General features: G+C 72.9%; 11 protein-coding genes. 2 read left to right on the plus strand and 9 right to left on the minus strand.

The genetic code is table 11. The annotated features are described in order from the left end of the window. Positions 1 to 534: 534 nt before the first annotated feature. Positions 535 to 2,661: a BTAD domain-containing putative transcriptional regulator gene (locus tag ACQPY4_RS14610; protein WP_433336490.1), complete on the plus strand. Its 2,127-nt coding sequence runs from the start codon at positions 535 to 537 to the stop codon at positions 2,659 to 2,661. A 160-nt stretch (positions 2,662 to 2,821) separates the two neighbouring features. Here ACQPY4_RS14610 and ACQPY4_RS14615 read toward each other — a convergent pair whose 3' ends face one another. Genes ACQPY4_RS14615 through ACQPY4_RS14625 form a run of 3 tightly spaced genes read right to left on the minus strand, consistent with a single transcriptional unit; the run spans position 2,822 to position 4,895 of the window. Further along, entirely contained in the window at positions 2,822 to 3,190 is a 369-nt protein-coding gene (locus ACQPY4_RS14615; RefSeq protein ID WP_433336492.1) for a SchA/CurD-like domain-containing protein, read from the minus strand. Between the two features lie 29 nt (positions 3,191 to 3,219). After that, entirely contained in the window at positions 3,220 to 4,425 is a 1,206-nt protein-coding gene (locus ACQPY4_RS14620) for a cytochrome P450 (RefSeq protein WP_433336494.1), read from the minus strand. A 20-nt stretch (positions 4,426 to 4,445) separates the two neighbouring features. Continuing rightward, positions 4,446 to 4,895 carry a DUF1772 domain-containing protein gene (locus ACQPY4_RS14625; RefSeq protein WP_433336496.1) on the minus strand — a complete coding sequence of 150 codons (450 nt, stop codon included), beginning with the start codon at positions 4,893 to 4,895 and terminating at the stop codon, positions 4,446 to 4,448. A gap of 158 nt (positions 4,896 to 5,053) precedes the next feature. Between ACQPY4_RS14625 and ACQPY4_RS14630 the strand changes: the two genes are divergently transcribed. Beyond that, the gene (locus ACQPY4_RS14630; RefSeq protein WP_433336498.1) at positions 5,054 to 5,422 is read left to right on the plus strand and encodes a hypothetical protein; all 369 of its coding nucleotides are present in this window, start codon (positions 5,054 to 5,056) and stop codon (positions 5,420 to 5,422) included. On the opposite strand, the gene pqqE is transcribed toward ACQPY4_RS14630, so the two are convergent. From pqqE to ACQPY4_RS14660, 6 genes are all read right to left on the minus strand, one after another. Continuing rightward, complete coding sequence (gene pqqE, locus ACQPY4_RS14635) at positions 5,423 to 6,550, minus strand: pyrroloquinoline quinone biosynthesis protein PqqE (protein ID WP_433336500.1); 1,128 nt, start codon at positions 6,548 to 6,550, stop codon at positions 5,423 to 5,425. Then, positions 6,547 to 6,807, minus strand: coding sequence for a pyrroloquinoline quinone biosynthesis peptide chaperone PqqD (gene pqqD / locus ACQPY4_RS14640; RefSeq protein WP_433336502.1), 261 nt, complete (start codon positions 6,805 to 6,807; stop codon positions 6,547 to 6,549). Before pqqD ends, pqqE begins: the two co-directional genes overlap by 4 nt. After that, the gene (gene pqqC / locus ACQPY4_RS14645; protein ID WP_433336504.1) at positions 6,804 to 7,544 is read right to left on the minus strand and encodes a pyrroloquinoline-quinone synthase PqqC; all 741 of its coding nucleotides are present in this window, start codon (positions 7,542 to 7,544) and stop codon (positions 6,804 to 6,806) included. Before pqqC ends, pqqD begins: the two co-directional genes overlap by 4 nt. 42 nt (positions 7,545 to 7,586) lie before the next feature. Beyond that, on the minus strand, positions 7,587 to 8,474 hold the full coding sequence (pqqB, locus tag ACQPY4_RS14650) for a pyrroloquinoline quinone biosynthesis protein PqqB (RefSeq protein ID WP_433336506.1): 888 nt from the start codon (positions 8,472 to 8,474) through the stop codon (positions 7,587 to 7,589). Positions 8,475 to 8,489: 15 nt separating this feature from the next. After that, the gene (locus ACQPY4_RS14655; RefSeq protein WP_433336508.1) at positions 8,490 to 8,639 is read right to left on the minus strand and encodes a hypothetical protein; all 150 of its coding nucleotides are present in this window, start codon (positions 8,637 to 8,639) and stop codon (positions 8,490 to 8,492) included. Positions 8,640 to 8,746: 107 nt separating this feature from the next. After that, positions 8,747 to 15,928 (minus strand): SDR family NAD(P)-dependent oxidoreductase, encoded by a 7,182-nt coding sequence (locus ACQPY4_RS14660; protein WP_433336510.1) that lies wholly within the window; start codon positions 15,926 to 15,928, stop codon positions 8,747 to 8,749. Positions 15,929 to 15,957: the final 29 nt, after the last annotated feature.

The raw sequence follows: 15,957 nt of genomic DNA on the forward strand, positions 1-15,957 counted from the left end.
TTCGCCGGTCACGTAGCGTTGCCTGACTGCGTGTCCATAACCTGGGCGGCACATCCCTGTACCGCTTGGCAATGCTTTGGCAAAGTAACATTCCTGTAACATTAAAAGGGACTAACGGGCTGTCAATTCCCCATTCTTTGGTTTGTGAGGATGTGGTCAGAGTTAGTCGATCATCGGTCCAACAGTGGAAGGAAACGCACCGTCACCCTCGCGGTGACGTGCGGTCATGGTGACGTCACGAACCAGTCAGGGGAACGCAGGGCTGTGTTCAGGGGCGACAGTATGTAGTCTGTCTATACGGGAGGCCACGATTCGTGTACTCCTGCCAATGGCCGAAGGCGGTCTAGACCTGGCTCTCACACTAATGTCTAATGTGTCTCTGGTAGTTCATATTGGGGCAATCGCTTACAGAGGGGGCGGTATGCGTTCAGTGAATACCCGACCACGTAAGGTAATACCAAAGTGGAACAGGTGGCGGGCGAATAACTTGAATTGCCACGCCGGTACCTGCGGAAACCGGGACGGAGGAAAGGAATGAGATTCACCGTCCTGGGTCCGCTCGAGGTACAGGGCGACGCAGGCGACGTCACCCCTTCCGCACCCAAGGTCCGCGAAGTCCTGGCGCTTCTGCTCCTGCACCACGGCCACATCGTCCAGAGCAGGACGCTCATTGACGAGTTGTGGGGAGAAGCCCCGCCCCCCAGCGCGCTGGCCACTCTTCAGACCTACATCTACAAGCTCAGGAAGGTCCTCGCCGCGGGCGCTCCGGCCGAGACGCTGCGGACCAAGGCCTACGGATACGTCCTGACCGTGTCGCCCGAAGACCTCGACTACTGCCGCTTCGAGCGGCTGCTGAGCGAGGGAAAGGCGGCCTACGAGAACCAGGAGCTGGAGCGCGCCGCTTCGGTGCTGGGGCAGGCGCTGTCGCTCTGGCGCGGCACGGCCCTCGCCGACGTGGACACCGGCCCGGTGCTCCTGGCGGAGGTCACCCGGCTGGAGGAGTGCCGGCTGCGCGCGCTGGAGATGCGCATCGACGCCGACCTCAAGCTCGGACGTCACCAGGAGCTCATCAGCGAACTGCGGATGCTGACCTCCACCCACCCGCTGCACGAGGTCTTCCACGCCAAGCTGATGCTGGCGCTGCAGGGCGCGGGCCGCCGCTCGGAGGCACTGGACGTCTACCAGCGCCTGCGGAGCATGCTCGTGGAGGACCTGGGGCTGGAGCCCTCGGCCTCGCTGGTGCGGCTGCACCAGTCGCTGCTGTCGTCGGACTGGGCTCACGAACCGCTGCCGTCCAACGCCGTCGTGCTCTCCGAGGAGCGCGCGCGGCGGGCGGCGGTGCTCCCGCTCCCGAACGGGAACGCCAAGCTCCCCGCTCCTTCCGCCGAGACCCGTCCCGTGGTGGCCCTGGGGGCCGGTCAGGCGCCCGCACGGCCCGCCGCGAGCGGCGACGTCCCCCCCGTCCCCGCCCCGGCTCCGGCCCCGGAGCGGTCGGCACCGGGCCGTCTGGCGCCCGCGCAGCTGCCTCCCGACATCGAGGACTTCACCGGCCGCGAGGAGGTCATCGACTGGCTGTCGGACTATCTCCTGTCCGGTGACGAGCGCAAGTCCGTCCGGGCCGCCGCGATCGTGGGCATGGCCGGGGTCGGCAAGACCGCGCTGGCGGTGCACCTGGCGCACCGGGTCAGGCAGAGCTTCCCCGACGGGCAGCTCTTCGCCGAGCTCGGCGGCCTGTCCGACGAGCCGGGGCGCTCGGCCGACGTGCTCCAGCAGTTCCTGCGGGCGGCCGGCTTCGCGCCCGACGACATCGCGGACTCCATCGACGAGCGGGCCAAGCAGTTCCGCACGTGGGCCGCCGGTCGCCGGCTCCTGGTGGTGCTGGACGACGCCGTGTCGTCCATGCAGGTCACCCGGCTCATCCCGGGCTCGGCCGAGGCCGCGGTCATCATCACCAGCCGCTCGCACGGGCTGCCCTCGTCGGCGACCGTCACGCTCGACGTCCTCGACCCCGAGGACGGGACGACGCTGCTGGCCAGGATGGTCGGGCCGTGGCGGGTTGAGATGGAACGATCCTCGGCCGAGCGGATCGTGGAGATGTGCGGGATGGTCCCGCTCGCCCTGCGCGCCGCCGGGATGCGCCTGGCGGCCAGCCCGTCCTGGCCGCTGGAGAAGTTCGCCGACGAGCTCGCCGACCCGGGCAACCGGCTCAACGCGCTGCGCATCGGCGATCTGGACCTGCGCGCCGTCTACGACGCCAGCTTCCGGCGCGTCGGCGAGCGCGAGAAGTCCATCTTCCAGCTGCTGGCCCTGCTGCCCGCGGAGGCCTTCACGGCGTCCAGGGCGGCCGATCTGCTGGGCTGTGACCTGGCCTCGGCGGAGGCGGTGCTCGGCAGGCTGGTGGAGAACCATCTGGTCAAGGTGGAGCGGCGCGACCCGTCGGGGCTGCTGCACTACGCGTTCCCCGAGCTCGGGCGGATCTACGCCCGGGAGCGGCTGGAGCAGCTGATCGCCGGTGACGGCGCGCCCCGTCCGGTGACCCAGGGGCCGCACGACGCTCCCCGGGGGATTCCGGTCGCTCGTGGCCATGTCCTGCCGGTGGGGCAGGCACCGGCGCTCACGCCGGTCACGGCCGAGGGAGCGCGCACCGCGAGGGAGGCGTGATGTAGGCCGGGACGCCGCCCGGCGGAGACCAGGCATCGGGGTTACCCGCGACCCCGGTGCCCGATCGGCCGGACCGGACGGGCTCGCAGGTGCGAACTCCCGCCGCCAAAGCCCCGGAGGGCTTCAGCGGCGGGACTTTTGTTCTCCGGACCGGGCCGGGCTAGGTCCGGTCCTTGAAGAGCTGGGAGATGCACCGCATCGTGCTCTTCTGGAAGGTGGCCACGAAGCCCTCGACCGTGTCGGTGTCGCGGGGGCTGGCCAGGTAGGGCTTGAGCTTGCGCTCGATCTCGCGGACGCCGGGCTGCGCGGCCATGAAGCGGGCCACGTCCTCCAGCTCGCCCTGGTACTCGATGAAGCGGACCATGGTGTCGTCCTGGATGAACAGCGCCGTGCCGAGGACGCGGCCGACCTCGGCCCCCGAGGCGTCGCGCACCGCGGGGTTGCGCACGCGCTTGAAGTCGGAGAAGACGTCGGCGATCTGGTCCTCGCAGCCGGGCTTGATGTCATAGGTGATCGCGGCGAAGGGCATGGGTCACTCCAGATGTGGACGGGTCTCGGTCAGCTGCTCAGCCGGACGGGCAGCGCGGCCAGGCCGCGGATGATGAGGTTGTCGCGGTAGGTCAGCTCGTCGGTGGCCAGCTCCAGGCGCGCCGCGCGCCGCGCCAGGGTGGCGAAGGCGATGGCGCCCTCCATCCGGGCCAGCGGGGCGCCCAGGCAGAAGTGGATGCCGCCGTCGAAGGCGAGGTGGCGGTTCTCCTTGCGGCCCAGGTCGAGCCGCTCGGGGTCGGCGAAGGCCGCCGGGTCGCGGTTGGCCGCCCCCCGCATGATGACCACCTGCTCGCCCGCGGCGATGGCCTGGCCGCCGACCTCGGCGTCCTCCAGCGCGGTGCGGCGCGACATCTGTGTGGGCGGGTCGAAGCGCAGCAGCTCCTCCACGGCCGAGTCGGCCAGGGACGGGTCGGCGCGCAGCCGCTCGCGTTCCTCGGGGTGCCGGATCAGCGCCAGCAGGCCGTTGCCCAGCAGGTCCATGGTGGTCTCGTGGCCCGCGACGTACAGGAGGATGCAGGTCGTGAGCAGCTCGGGCTCGGTCAGCCGCTCGCCGTCCTGGTGGACGGTGACCAGGCTGGTGAGCAGGTCGTCGGCCGGTCTGACGCGGCGCTCGGCGGCCAGGCCGCGGAAGTAGTCGTCGAACCGGGTGAAGGCGTCGTCGCGCCGGGCCAGCTCCTCGGGGGTGTGCTGGAAGTCGGGGTCGACGCTGCGGGCGACCACGTGCGACAGGTCCCGGATGGCGTCGCGGTCGGCCGCGGGCACCCCCAGCAGCTCGCTGATCACGGTGACCGGCAGCGGGTAGGCGACGGCGTCCATGAAGTCGACCTCGCCCGCGTCGATCACGCGGTCGAGCATCTCGTCGGTGAGCTCCTGGATCCGGCCCGCCAGACGGCTCACGGTGCGCGGGGTGAACGCCTTGTTGACCAGCGAGCGCAGCCGGGTGTGCTCGGGCGGGTCGAGCAGGATGAAGGGCCGGGCGCGTCCCTCGACGGGCTTGCGGAAGGTGTTCTCGCGCAGCAGGCTGGCCGACCCGTGGCCGAACCGCGCGTCGCGCAGCACGGCGGTGCAGTCCTCCCAGCGGCTCAGCAGCCAGTGGCCCAGCGGCGTGCGGTAGATCGGCGCCTGCTCGCGCAGCCGCTGGTAGTAGGGGTAGGGGTCGGCGCGGTAGGCCGGGTCGAACGGGTTGAAGTCGATCCCGGTTCGCGTTTCGGTCATCGGTGGCTCCTAGAGGGTTCTCACAGCAGGCTGACCGCGACGCTGTTGACCCCGAGCGCCGAGATGGCCAGGGCCGTGCGCAGCAGGTGCCAGGAGCGCCACAGGGGACGGGGGTCCCGCCAGTCGGCGGGCATGGAGTCCTCGCGCACCTCGCGCATCTGCTTGTTGATCGGGACGTTGCACAGGTGGGACACCACCGAGACGCCGAGCAGCAGGACGGCCGCGCCCAGGAACAGCCAGCGGGCCGGTTCCGAGACGGCGAACACCAGGACGACGTCGAGCAGCACCGAGCTCAGCACGATGATCGGCATCGTGGGATCCCAGTTCCGGCCCAGCAGCTTGTGCGTGTAGATGTAGCGGTCCGGTGGCATGGCCATCAGCGCGGGCACGGTGCTGAGCGCCACCGCGAACAGCACCCCCGCGATCAGGCCGCTGCCGATCAGCACCGTGGTGCCCAGCATTCCGGTCATCGATCGCCTCCCAGCGGGCGAGAGCTCGTCCCCGGCGGCGCCGGGGCTGGTCACCGAGCATCCTGCGCGGGTCTGCTGGAGGAGGGCTGGCGGATCGGTCGTGCGTAGTATTGTGTGGCTACATGTAGGTGGCCATGTCATTCAAGCGAGGTGGGATCATGACGCATGATCGAGGCCCGGCGCGTTCCGGGGTGCCCGCCGTCCCGGTCCACTGGGGCGCGCTGGCGGTGCTCGCGGCGGCCGCGCTCACCGCGACCGAATGGCTGGTCTCCTGGGCGACCGAGGACGGGCGGCCCGCGCCGTTTGCGCTGGGCGTCGCGCTGATGCTGGCGCTGGCCGCCTTCCTGGTCACGCAACGCGGGCCCGCCGGGCGCATCGCCGCCACGGTCATCCTGGCGTTCGGGCTGTTGCGCGCGCTGGACGCCGTCGGCGACAAGGCGGTGGTCGTCCAGCTGCTGGCGTTCGCCGAGATCGGTCTCGGCGCCCTGGCGCTGACCGTGATCTGGGTCGCCGCGACCCGGGACTGATCAGCGCCGGGCGCCGCCGGGCTTCCCGGCACCGCCGGTCTTCCCGGCGCCCCGCGCCCCGCGGACGGAAGCGCGGTAGACGAACGAGTCGCTTCCGGCGCCGGCGTTCTTGACCAGGTGGTGGTCGGGGGAGAGCGAGCAGGCCGGGTCGGTGCGGGCCGCGTCGCCGGTGAGCGCGTAGGCCTGGCAGCGGCAGCCGCCGAAGTCCAGATCGCGGCGCGAGCAGCTCGCGCAGGTGTCGTTCATCCATCCGGTGCCCCGGTAGGCGTCGAACGCCGGGGAGCCGTGCCAGATGTCCGCGAGCGAGGCGTCCCTGACGTTCGGGAACGTCAGGTGCTCCATCACGTAGGCCCCGGGGCAGGGCAGCACCGTCCCGTCGGGCGCGACGGTCAGCGACACCGCGCCCCAGCCGCCCATGCAGGGCTTGGGGACGCCGGTGAAGTAGTCCGGGAGCACCCAGATGATCTCGATCCGGCCGTCGAGCCGCTCGCGCCACCGCGCGACGGACTCCTCCGCGCGGGCCAGCTGCTCGCGGTCGGGGAGCAGGGCGCGCAGGTTGCGCAGGGCCCAGCCCTGGTACTGGGCGTTGGCCAGCTCGATGCGCTGGACGCCCCAGGACACCCCCAGCTCGATGATGGCGTCGACGGCGTCCAGGTTGCGCCGGTGCAGGACCACGTTGAGGCCCAGCGCGAGGCCCGACTCGCGGACGAGCCCGGCGGCGCGGCCCTTGGCCTCGAACGCCCGGGTGCCCGCGATCAGGTCGGATTCCGCCGGGGAGGCGTGCTGCACCGACAGCTGGACGCAGTCCAGCCCGGCCGCGACGAGCTCGGCGAGCCGTTCGGGGCCCAGGCCGAGCCCGCTGGTGACCAGCTGGGAGTAGATGCCCGCGTCGCGGGTGGCCGCGACGATCTCCGCCAGGTCGCGGCGCCGCAGCGGCTCGCCGCCCGACAGATGGGTGGACAGCACGCCCAGCCCGGCTGCCTCGCGCATCACGCGCCCCCACTCCTCGGCCGTGAGCTCGTCGGTCCGGCCGATCAGCTCCAGCGGGTTGGAGCAGTAGGGGCAGTGCAGGGGACAGTCGTGGGTCAGCTCGGCGAGCAGCGCCCAGGGGAGCCCGGCCTCGGTCATCGGACCCAGCCCTCCCGGCGGACCTGCCCGAGGAATTCGGGGACGTCACGTGCCAGCGGCGCGTCCGGGAAGTCGCGGCCGAGCCGGTCGATGATGTCGGTGACGGTCCGCTCGCCGTCGCACGCGCCGAGGATCGTGGCGGCGGTCGGCGACAGGACCACCACCCGCTCGGGCATGACCAGCAGGTCGGCGTCGCGCACCGCGTCGTGCCGCAGCCGGACCGAGGGGGCCAGCGCGGGTCGCCAGGGCGCGGTCATCGCGCGTCGTCCCGCGCCGAGGCGTGCTCGACGGCGTCCAGCAGCGCGCCGAGCAGGTCGCACTTGAAGGCCAGCGCGGCGACGGCGTCCTCCTGGTCGCGCCGGGTCTCGGCCCAGCCGACGACCAGGTCGAGGGCCTCGGCGCCGTCGCGTGTGCCCTGCGGCACTCGGGCGCGGAAGTACTCCAGGCCCTCGGGCTCGATCCAGCGGTAGTGCTTCTCGAAGGCGTCGATGCGGGTGCGCATCAGGTCGGGCGCGAACATCTCGGTCAGCGAGGAGGCCACGGCCTCCTGGAGCGGGCGCAGCCACACGAAGTTGACGTAGCCCTCCACCGCCAGGCGCACGCCGGGCAGGACGCCCTCGCCCGACAGCAGCAGCGAGCGGTCCAGGCCCGCCGCCTCGCCCAGCCGCAGCCACCGTTCGATCCCGCCTTCGCCGGGCCGGTCGCCGTCGTGGTCGCGGATCCGCCGCATCCAGCTCCGGCGCAGCTCGGGGGTGTCGAGGCGGGACAGGATGAGCGCGTCCTTGACCGGGATGTGCCGCTGGTAGTGGAACCGGTTGAGGATCCAGCGCCGCAGCTCCTCCCGGGTCAGGGTGCCCTCGTGCATGCGCAGGTTGAAGGAGTGGCGGTGGTGGTAGCGCTCGGCCGCGACGGCGCGGAGCCGGTCGACGAACTCCTCGCGCGACCAGGGCGTGCTCGCGCGGCCGGTCTCGGCCGCGAGCGGGGTGGCGGTCATCTGCCTTCCTTTCCAGGCTGCGGGGCGGGTCGGTGCCGGTGGTCAGAGGGTGATGACTGAGCCCTCTTGGGCGACTTCGAGCCCCAGTTCGGCCAGCGCGCGGTGCTGCGGCGCGCCGGGGTCGACCAGGGGGTTGGTGTTGTTCAGGTGGGTGTACAGGACGCGGCCCGGCACCTTGGCCAGCGACTCGGCCGTGCCCTCGGGCCCGTGGATCGGCAGGTGGCCCATCTCGGTGGCGGTCCTGGCGGAGATCCCGGTGGTGCGCGGCTCCTGGTCGTCCCAGAAGGTGCCGTCGATGATCACGCAGGCCGCGTCCGCCACGGCGTCGCGGAGGTTCTCGGGCCAGGTGCCCAGCGCGGGGGCGTAGACGGCCGTGCCGCCGGTCTCCAGGTCGGTCAGGCGCAGCGCGACCACCCAGCCGCCGTCGGGCGGGTCGTCGGCGGCGTACCGGGGCCGCTTGGACGACACCCGGATGCCCTCGGCCTCGATCGTCCCCAGCCGGACCGCGCCGCCCTCGGGCAGGTCGGTCCAGGTGAGGTCGGTGTAGGGCCGGAGCGTGTGGCCGAGCGCGAGCCGGTCGCGCAGCGCCGACCGGACGGCGGGCGTGGCGCACACGTCCACCGCGTCGGCCTCGCGCAGCCGCGCGATGCCCAGCGTGTGGTCGAGTTCGGCGTCGGTGAGGATCACCCCGGCGAGCGGGGTGGCGCGCCGCTCGGGGCCCGGCCACAGGTCGGGCTCGGCCTCGATCTGCTCCCCGATGTCGGGCGTGGCGTTCACGATGTACCAGCGTCCCGGCGCCGCGCGCACCGCCAGCGAGGCGTGGCGGCGGCGCCGTTCGGGGAACCGGCGTGCGCCGGCGCAGCCGGCGCACGCGCAGTTCCACTGCGGGACGCCGCCGCCCGCGGCGGTTCCCAGAATCCGCAGTTCCACGGCGGCGTCCTCTCGTCAGCGGGTGGCGAACAGGTAGGCGCTGAGTTCCAGCGACGTGTCGACGATCGTGTACTCCGGCTTGGTCCATTCGGTCATGTGGGCACCGGCCTTTCCTGAGGGATTGTGTGCCGACTCCAGTATTGGTGCGCCATGCGTTTTCGTCAATGGCTCTTTTTGTGTAATTATATGCATGCCTGAAACGCGTGCGTAAATTCCAGGAAAGAGGAATTCCTTGGTCGGGGCTCCTCGGTCCTGTCGGGTCGGCGGGCAGGTCAGGGACGGTCGGTCACCCCGAGCCAGTAGGGGGTGTGCTGGAAGGGGTAGGTGGGCAGGTCGGTGGTGTTCCCGGCGGTGAGGGGCGTCCAGACGACGCGGGTCGCCGTCGCGGTGTGGATCCGGGCGAGTTCGGTGACGAACCGGCGCTGGTCGGCGGCGGGCTCGACGAAATGCATCGGACCGCCTTCCCCGAGATGGACGAGAAGCGCGTTGAGATCGCCGGTGCGCCGGGGATTCTCGCGCCAGTAATCGGCGTCCAGCGTGATCGTGTCGAGCGGTTCACGGGCGGCGGACGAATAGAAGGCGATTTTTGCCGGTTCGGGGTTCAGGCCGTCCAGGGAATGGGTGCCCTCCAGGTGCAGGGCGAGGACCTTCGCGGCGTCGTCCAGCGTGAGGATCCCGGCCGCGTGCGCGGCGGCGAGCTCTCCCGGGCCGTCGCCGACGACCGCGTGCGGGCGCACGCCGTGGGCCTTCCAGAGCTCGGCCAGGGAGACCATGACCGCGAAGTCGCGGGCCGGTCCCCGGAGTTCGAAGGCGTCCGCACAGGCTCGGTACTTGTCCAGGAAGGGCGCCGCGTCGGGGAGGGCCATACGGGGAAGTCGCGCGGGGAAGACGAAGGCGAGCCTCGCGCGGGCCGGTGTGCCGGTGACCAGGCCGGGGCACGCCTCGCCCGATGCCAGGGCGCGCAGTGCCACGAGCGCGTCCTCGCGCGTCTCGCCGACGACGACCGCGCGGTGCGGGAACGTGGCGCGCGTCGTGGCCAGCGACCGGGCCAGGTCGCCCAGCTCGAGCTCGGGCCGGGCGTCCAGATGGTCGCGCAGGTCGCGCGCCAGGGCGCTCAGCGCGCCCGCCGACCTGGCCGAGATGAGCAGCGGGTAGAGACCGGGGCGCTCCGGGTGCTCCTCGTCCGGGCGGGACGCGGGCGGCTGCTCGATGATGACGTGGGCGTTGGTGCCGCTCAGCCCGAACGCGGACACGGCGCCCCGGCGCGGCCGTCCCGGCTCCGGCCAGGGCGTGGCCTCGGTGAGCAGCCTGACCGCCTCCGGGCTCCAGTCGACCTGGTCGGTGGGCTCGGCGGCGTGCAGGGTCGGCGGCAGCGTGCCGTGCCGCATCGCCATGATCAGCTTGGTCAGCCCGGCGACGCCCGCGGCGGCCTGGGTGTGGCCGATGTTCGACTTGACCGAACCCAGCAGCAGCGGCCGGTCACGATCACGGCCATAGACCGCCATCAGCGCGTTCGCCTCGATCGGGTCGCCCAGCCTGGTCGCGGTGCCGTGACCGTCGACCGCGTCCACGTCGGCGGGGCCGAGCCCGGCGTCGGCCAGCGCCGCGCGGATCACGCGCTGCTGCGCGGGCCCGTTGGGCGCGGTGAGGCCGTTGCTGGCGCCGTCCTGGTTGACGGCCGTCCCCCGGATCACCGCGAGGACGGGATGCCCGTTGCGCTCGGCGTCCGAGAGCCGTTCCAGCAGGAACACGCCCGCGCCCTCGCCCCATCCGGTCCCGTCGGCCGACGAGGAGTACGCCCGGCAGCGCCCGTCGGGCGACAGGCTCTCCTGGCGGCCGAACTCCACGAACAGCGTCGGGGTCGCGATGACCGTGGCGCCGCCCGCGAGGGCCAGCTCGCACTCGCCGTCGCGCAGCGACCGCGCCGCCAGGTGCAGCGCGACCAGCGACGACGAGCAGGCCGTGTCGATCGTGATCGCCGGGCCCTCCAGGCCGAGCGCGAAGGCGACCCGCCCGGACGCGACGCTGGAGGTGTTGCCGGTCAGCAGATGACCGCCCAGGTCGTCGTCGCCGGTGTCGTGGCGCAGGTACGAGCGCGCGCCGTAGTCGTTGTGCATGACCCCGGCGAACACGCCGGTGCGGCTCCCGCGCAGCGACGCCGGGTCGATGCGCGCCCGCTCGATCGCCTCCCAGGACGTTTCCAGCAGCAGCCGCTGCTGGGGGTCCATGGCGAGGGCCTCCCGGTCGCCGATCTTGAAGAACGCGGGATCGAAGCCGGACGCGTCGTCCAGGAATCCGCCCCGCGCCGTCGCGAGCGGCTCGTCCAGCTCCCAGCCCCGGTCGGCGGGGAAGTCGGTGATGGCGTCGGTCCCCGAGGCCACCAGATCCCAGAGCTGCTCGGGAGTGGTGACGCCCCCGGGGAAGCGGCAGCCGATACCGACGATCGCGATCGGGTCGTCGGCGGGCCTCGGCGCGGTCTCCGCGGTGGCCTCCTCCGCGTCGTCGCCGAGGAGGTGGGCGGCCAGGGCGTCCGGGGTCGGGTGGTCGAACACCAGGCTCGCGGGGAGCCTGCGCCCGGTGGCCGAGGCCAGGCGGTTGCGCAGCTCGACCCCGGTGAGGGAGTCGAAGCCCAGCTCGGTGAACGAGTCCTCAGGATCGATCGCGCCCGCGTCCCGGTGCCCCAGGACGACGGCCACGCTCTCCCGGACGAGGTCGAGCGCCGCCTGCCGCCCCTCGAGACGCGCCGGGCGCTCGGCCGACGCGCTCGCGACCGCGCGCCGCGCCGGGACGCGCACCAGCCCGGTCAGCGGCCTCGGGAGCGTGCCCGCCTCGGCCTGGGCACGCAGCGCGGCCGGGTCCCACCGCACCGGGACGACGGCCGGACGCCCGTCGCGCAGCGCCGCGTCGAACAGCGCCAGGCCCTCGGCCGACGACAGCGGCGCGACCCCCGAACGGCTCACCCGTGCCAGGTCGGACGCGTCCAGCCCGCCGGTCATCGCGCTGGTCTCGGCCCACAGGCCCCAGGCCAGCGAGGTCGCGGGCCGGCCCTCGGCGTGCCGATGCCGGGCCAGCGCGTCCAGGAAGGCGTTGGCGGCGGCGTAGTTGCCCTGCCCGGGGGTGCCGAGCACGCCCGCCAGCGAGGAGTACAGGACGAACGCGCGCAGGGGGAGATCGCGGGTCAGCTCGTGCAGGTTCCACGCGGCCGTCGCCTTCGCCTGGAAGACCGTCGCGACGCGCTCGGGGGTGAGGGACGCGACGATGCCGTCGTCCAGCACCCCGGCCGCGTGGACGACCACGCTCAGCGGATGCTCCGCTGGAATCGAGCCCAGCAACCCCGCCAGGGCCGCCCGGTCGGCGGCGTCACACGCGGCGATCGTCACCTCGGCGCCGAGCCCGGCCAGCTCGTCCCGCAGCGCCGCCGCGCCTTCGGCCCGCAAACCCCGGCGTCCCGCGAGCACGAGATGCCTCACCCCATGCCGCTCGACCAGGTGCCGCGCGACGAGCGAACCGAGCGCCCCGGTCCCACCCGTGATCAACGCCGTCCCCCCGTCCGCGACGGTGGTGGCGTCGGTGGGCGTGTTCGCGCGGACGAGGCGGGGGACGTGGGGGCGGCCGTCGCGCAGCGCGATCCTCGGCTCGTCCAGGGCGAGGGCGGCGGCGACCGCCGCCCGCGAGGCGCCGGTGCCATCGAGGTCGAGGAGGCGGATGCGGCCCGGGTTCTCCGCCTGGGCCGAGGCGATCAGGCCCCAGGCGGCGGCGGTGTCCAGGGCGGGGGTCTCTTCGTCCGTCGTGGCCACGGCCCCGGTCGTCACGAAGACCAGGGGGGCGTCACCGGCGAGGCGCTCGTGCAGCAGCGCCAGCGCGCGGTTGGTGGTCGTCAGGGCGGCGTCCGGGCCCTCTGAGGCGAGGACGACGGTTTCCGGCGCGGGTCCCTCGGGTCGTCCGAGGGGGACGGGCGTCCACTCCAGCCGGAAGAGCGAGTCGCGCCGCTCGGCGCTGAACGGGCGCACGGCCAGGGACTCGACGGTCGCGACCGCGCCCCCGCGCCCGTCGGCGAGGTGGATCGCCAGCGTTCCGTCCCCGCCGGGCGAGATCCGGGCGCGCAGCGCGGTGGCGCCGGCGGCGTGCAGCGTCACCCCGCCCCACGCATACGGGACGCGCAGGCCGGTGTCCTCCCCGGCCGCCGCGTGCAGGACCGCGTCGAGCAGCGCGGGTTGCAGACCATGGCCGGACGCGCCGTCCACCGGACCGGCCTCGGCGAAGAGGTCGTCCCCGAGCCGCCAGGCCGCGCGCAGGCCCTGGAAGGACGGGCCGTAGTCGATGCCCAGATCGCTCAGCCGCGCGTAGATATCGGACACGTCGAGAGGTTCGGCCGCTGCGGGTGGCCAGGCGCCATCGAGCCCGTCGGCGGTCTGCGGTGGCGGTTCGGCGAGCATTCCGGTGGCGTGCCGCGTCCAGCTCACCCCGTCGCCGGGACGCGCGTGCACGGCGACCGGGCGCTCGCCCGCCTCGTCCGGGGGGCCGACGGTGACCTGCACCTGGACGCTCTCACCCGGCGGGACCGGGAGCGGCTCCTCCAGCGTCAGCTCCCGCACGTGCGGCGTCCCGGCGCGCTCGCCCGCGTGCAGGGCCATGTCGACGAAGGCCGTCCCGGGAAGCAGCGCGGTGCCGTGCACGACATGGTCGGCCAGCCAGGGGGCGCTCCGCGGCGAGACCAGCCCCGTCAGCAGCAGCCCGTCGTCCTCGGCCCGCTCGATCACCGCGCCGAGCAGCGGGTGCCCGGTGGGGGCGAGACCGGCCGCCGACACGTCCCCGGTCGCGGCCGGGGCGTCGATCCAGTAGCGCTTCCGCTGGAACGGGTAGGTCGGCAGGTCGGCCAGGCGGCCGGGCAGGACGGTGCTCCAGTCGACGTTCGCTCCCGCGACGTGCGCCTTGGCGACGCCGTCGAGCAGGGCCTGGCCGGACGGCCGACGCGGGCTCTGCAGCGCGATGACCGCTGCCTTCTCCGCGCCGAGCGTCTGCTGGGCGGGCGGGGTGAGCGCCGGGGTGGGGCTGATTTCGAGGTAGCGGGTGACGTCGTTGGCGTGGAGGGTTTCGATGCCTTGTTGGAAGTGGACGGTTCCGCGTAGGTGGTCGGCCCAGTAGTCGGGGGTGATCGCCTCGTGGGGTCGTCCGGTGAGGTTGGAGATGAGGGGAATCCGCGGCGCGTGGTGCGCGATAGGGGCGATCGCCTCCCGGAACCGGTCGAGGATCGGGTCCATGTGCGGAGAGTGGAAGGCGTGGCTCACCTGGAGCCGGTGAGTGCGGCGTCCCCGCTCCTCGAAGTGGCGGGCGACGGCCTCGGTGTCGCCGGAGATGACCAGGGAGGTGGGGCTGTTGACGGCGGCGATGGTGGTCTCGCCGTTCAGATGCGGTTCGACCTCTTCGGGGGTGGCCTGGACGGCGGTCATGGTGCCGCCGGCCGGTGCGGCCTGCATGAGCCGGGCTCGGACCGTGATGAGCTTCGCGGCGTCGGGGAGGGTGAGCACTCCGGCGATGTGGGCGGCGGTGATCTCGCCGATGGAGTGGCCGATGAGGTAGTCGGGGACGAGTCCCCAGGATTCGAGCAGCCGGTAGAGCGCGGTCTGGTAGGCGAACAGCGCGGGCTGGGTGTGCTCGGTCCGGGCGAGGAGATGGTCGGGGTCCTCGAACATGAGGGTCTTGATCGGCTGTTCGAGGTGGCCGGCGACCTCGTCGAGCGCGGCGGCGAAGACCGGGTGGGCCTCGTAGAGGTCGCGTCCCATTCCGGGGTGCTGGCTGCCCTGGCCGGAGAACATGAACGCGGTCAGCCCGGGGAGCGCCGGTTCGCCGTGGGTGAGGGCGAGGAGGGCGGCGCGACGTTCCTCGGGGGTGCCGGTGATCGCGGCGCGGCGCTGGAAGTGGGATCGGTGGTTGGCGAGGGTGTGGGCGATGTCGCCGGGGTCGGTGTCGGTGATCCCGGCGAGTTGCGCGGCTTGGGCGCGCAGGGCTTCGTCGGTTTTGGCGGACAGCAGCCAGGGCCCGGACGGCTGGTTCTGCGTGGGCGGCGTCTCTTCAACGGGAGGCTGCTGGAGGATGACGTGGGCGTTGGTGCCGCTGATTCCGAAGGAGGAGACGGCGGCGCGGCGCGGGCGGTCTCCCTCCGGCCAGGGGGTGTTCCGCGTCAGCAGCCGGACGGCGCCGGTCTCCCAGTCGATGTGCGGGCTGGGCCGGTCGGCGTGGAGGGTGCGGGGGAGGATGCCGTTGCGCAGGGCCAGGGTCATCTTGATGATTCCGGCGATGCCCGCGGCGGCCTGGGTGTGGCCGATGTTGGATTTGATCGAGCCGAGCCAGAGCGGGTGTTCGCGGTCCTGGCCGTAGGTGGCGAGCAGGGCGTGGGCCTCGATGGGGTCGCCGAGCGTCGTCCCGGTGCCGTGGCCTTCGACGGCGTCGATGTCGGACGGCTCCAGCCGCGCGGCGTCGAGCGCCTGGCGGATCACCCGCCGCTGGGCCGAGCCGTTGGGAGCGGTCAGCCGGCTGCTGGCGCCGTCCTGGTTGACGGCGCTCCCGGCGATCACCGCGAGGATCGGGTGGCCGTTGCGCCGCGCGTCCGAGAGCCGCTCCAGCAGCAGGACGCCGACGCCCTCGGCCCAGCCCGTCCCGTCCGCGTCGGCGGAGTACGCCTTGCAGCGGCCGTCGGGGGACAGTCCGCGCTGCCGGGAGAACTCCACGAAGGTGCCCGGGTCGGCCATGACCGTGACGCCGCCCGCCAGCGCCAGCTCGCACTCGCCGTTGCGCAGCGCCTGACCGGCGAGGTGGACGGCGACCAGCGAGGACGAGCAGGCGGTGTCGACGGTGACGGCCGGGCCTTCGAGACCGAGCGTGAACGCGACCCGGCCCGAGGCGATGCTGCCCGCGCTCCCGCTGGTCAGGAAGCCCTCGTACTCCTTGGGCACCGGGCGCAGGCGGGACGCGTAGTCGTCGTACATCACGCCGGTGAAGACGCCCGTGCGGGAGCCGCGCAGCGTCGCGGGGTCGATCCCGGCGCGTTCGAGCGCCTCCCACGAGGTCTCCAGCAGCAGCCGCTGCTGCGGGTCGACGGTCATGGCCTCGCGCGGGCTGATCCCGAAGAACGCGGCGTCGAACTCGGCGGCGTCGTGCAGGAAGCCGCCGTGCCGGGCGTAGGTGGTGCCGGGGACGTCCGGGTCGGGGTCGTACAGGCCCTCGACGTCCCAGCCCCGGTCGGACGGGAACTCGGTGATCGCGTCGGTGCCGGACACGACCAGGTCCCACAGTTCCTCGGGTGTGCCCGCACCGCCCGGGTAGCGGCAGCTCATCGCGACGATCGCGAGGGGCTCGCGGGAGGCGGACTCGGCCTGCCTGAGCCGCTCGCGGGTCACCTGGAGGTCGGCCGTGACCCGCCTGAGGTAGTCGCGGAGCTTCTCCTCGTTCGCCATGTGCTGTCGCTCTCCTCTGGGATGGGTGG

The sequence above is a fragment of the Spirillospora sp. CA-294931 genome, from assembly GCF_050946795.1.
Lineage (GTDB): Bacteria > Actinomycetota > Actinomycetes > Streptosporangiales > Streptosporangiaceae > Spirillospora.

What these genes read in the sequence shown, in the direction of transcription:
- ACQPY4_RS14610 (WP_433336490.1), top strand. Translation starts at nt 535, where the DNA reads ATGAGATTCACCGTCCTGGGTCCGCTCGAGGTACAGGGCGACGCAGGC.
- ACQPY4_RS14615 (WP_433336492.1), bottom strand. Translation starts at nt 3,190, where the DNA reads ATGCCCTTCGCCGCGATCACCTATGACATCAAGCCCGGCTGCGAGGAC.
- ACQPY4_RS14620 (WP_433336494.1), bottom strand. Translation starts at nt 4,425, where the DNA reads ATGACCGAAACGCGAACCGGGATCGACTTCAACCCGTTCGACCCGGCC.
- ACQPY4_RS14625 (WP_433336496.1), bottom strand. Translation starts at nt 4,895, where the DNA reads ATGACCGGAATGCTGGGCACCACGGTGCTGATCGGCAGCGGCCTGATC.
- ACQPY4_RS14630 (WP_433336498.1), top strand. Translation starts at nt 5,054, where the DNA reads ATGACGCATGATCGAGGCCCGGCGCGTTCCGGGGTGCCCGCCGTCCCG.
- pqqE (WP_433336500.1), bottom strand. Translation starts at nt 6,550, where the DNA reads ATGACCGAGGCCGGGCTCCCCTGGGCGCTGCTCGCCGAGCTGACCCAC.
- pqqD (WP_433336502.1), bottom strand. Translation starts at nt 6,807, where the DNA reads ATGACCGCGCCCTGGCGACCCGCGCTGGCCCCCTCGGTCCGGCTGCGG.
- pqqC (WP_433336504.1), bottom strand. Translation starts at nt 7,544, where the DNA reads ATGACCGCCACCCCGCTCGCGGCCGAGACCGGCCGCGCGAGCACGCCC.
- ACQPY4_RS14660 (WP_433336510.1), bottom strand. Translation starts at nt 15,928, where the DNA reads ATGGCGAACGAGGAGAAGCTCCGCGACTACCTCAGGCGGGTCACGGCC.